Source organism: Dethiosulfatibacter sp., assembly GCF_983023055.1.
The window spans coordinates 622-2,969 of sequence record NZ_CEZJXU010000209.1; the positions used below are offsets into that span (position 1 = coordinate 622).

Annotated in this window: 1 protein-coding gene and 1 pseudogene; both read left to right on the forward strand. The window is 33.4% G+C overall.

Translation table 11 applies throughout. The features are described from left to right. Positions 1-409: pseudogene (locus tag AC3AX0_RS08170) on the forward strand (hypothetical protein); the annotation flags it as partial. Positions 410-1,133: 724 nt separating this feature from the next. Beyond that, positions 1,134-2,348 (forward strand): MFS transporter (locus AC3AX0_RS08175; RefSeq protein WP_487549806.1); only part of this gene is annotated, 1,215 nt, incomplete at its 3' end.

A 2,348-nucleotide genomic window follows, 5' to 3' on the forward strand; every position in this document is an offset into this window, starting at 1 on the left:
GTTGAAGGAGGACATTATAATTAATGCAGAAATACCTTTTCTATTTATTAAATCAGAAAAAAGTTATATGCCATTTACAATTGATGAATTAGGATATGATGATGTAACATGGAGTAGTGATTACTATATTACATTAATATATTATATAGATGGTAATCTGAATTTGATGAATTACGGATTATATAATGATAAGGAAAATACAAAAAATATTGAAGGTATTTATAGTAGAGCATTTGAGTTGATTTCAATACCCGATACTCGACATACATTGAACTATTATTTATTACAAAACTCATCTGTGACGAGGTCCACAATACAGTTAGGCAATCATGTATTATCGTCAAAGCAGACTCTTATTATATGTTATAGCACGGTGGACGCATCATCATTAAGATCGATCTTGAGTTGATGACAAGCATGTCAACGAATGATGGTAGTAAGTTAGCTTTGAAATGATGATGTCTCAGATGCGTTTCCATTAACTGAAATAAATATTTAAGGATATGACATGAATTTAAAGAAAGCGTTACCATATACGTTATTTGGCTTCTTATTGATTACATTTAAACAACTAAAAACTTTCGGATTTTCTATTGATACATTAAATACAGACTACCTTATTGATCTAACTCTTGCAATGATGATTACAACGGCTATTGGTTATTACTTTGAGAACAATGGATCTAGGAAAAAGTAAGAGTGAAGTATGTATGTTTGTTATAATATATTGAAATCCTTATAAGTATTGTACCTGTAGTTTATTGCTCGGGTGCTTTTTAGAGTAATAGATTTCTTCTGATTTATGTGAGAGGTGTAATATATTCATAATGTGATAATGTTGAGCTATGTAGTATGATGAATAATGAGAGTTAAAAGAACTGACAATAGTTTGAATACAATTAATTGTGAACATTTGTAAAATGATGTGTACTTGAAATTGAAAAATCTATATTTTGCCCAGGAGGGTATGTTATGTTGGCAAGAATCAAATACGAATGTACCGTAAATGATTTAGCTCCATTCGGAAGCAGCGGTGGCTGTTTGGAGCTTTTGAAATTAACCGTGAACTAAAAGATTCAAGAGTCATTGTATTGCTTTTTTTATATTGTAAATTATTATAAAGGAGAATGACAATGAGCTTTATTAAAGATATTATTAAACTAAGAAATTTCGTTTTATTGTGGTTTGGACAGTCTATATCTTCGTTAGGAAGTTCTATGACTAGCTTTGCCATTACAATATGGGCATTTGAAAGAACAGGGAGTGCACTTACACTTTCGATATCTGGAATGCTTATTATGGCTCCCAAAATGGTGCTAGGAGTTTTTGTTGGTCCATTAATTGACAGGATGAACAAAAAGGCTATCATACTTATTTCTGATATAGGCGCTGGGGTATGTACTTTAACTTTATTTCTGCTTTTAAGAGCAGATTCACTTGAAATATGGCATATATATAGCCTGAATTTTATTAGTAGTATTTTGGGGAGTTTTCAATATCCTGCTAATGATGTTGCTGTCAGCTTGATTGTTCCAAAGAAATACTATGTTAAAGCAAGTGGAATGCAATCTTTTTCAAGTGGGACAATTCAGATATTGGCACCAATTTTCGCAGCATTTTTGTTGGCATTTACTGATATGAGTGTTGTTATCTTATTCGATTTTGTTACACTTGTATTTGCTTGCTCTACACTAGCATTCGTGGTTAAAATACCTTTTGTTCGTAAGGCAAAAGGACAAAAGTTTAGTATGATGCACTATCTGCTTGAGTTGCGTAGCGGCTTTTCGATTATATGGAATTCAGTCCTACTAAAGAAACTTTTGTTATTTATGGCTTTAGTTAATCTTTTAGCTGGATTGACTTATTTCAACATACTTTCCCCTATGATTTTGGCTCGATCGGGTTACAATGTAAAAGTATTAGGCTTTGTTAATGGGGCTATTGGGCTTGGTGGCATTGTCGGGGGATTTTTAGTTATCTTTATGCCGACTATGAAAAGCAGGGTAAAGACAATGTTTTTATATGCAGGACTATCTTTCTTTTTTGGTGATTTCCTGTTTGCTTTTGGCAATTCAATGTGGATGTGGGGTATTGCTGGATTTCTTTCTAGTGTTTTCATACCTCCGTTGATTGCGAACGAAAGTTATTTCTGGCGCACTATCATTCCTATAGAACTGCAGGGACGTGCGTTTTCCTTCAAGTATGCGATGAAATCGGGCATGATACCGGTTGGTATGCTTATCGGAGGCCTTTTAGCTGATTACGTTTTTGAACCCTTTATGGCGAGTGAATCAAATCATTTGTCATTCATGTTTAATAGTGGTAAGGGCATGGGTATGGCTTTGATG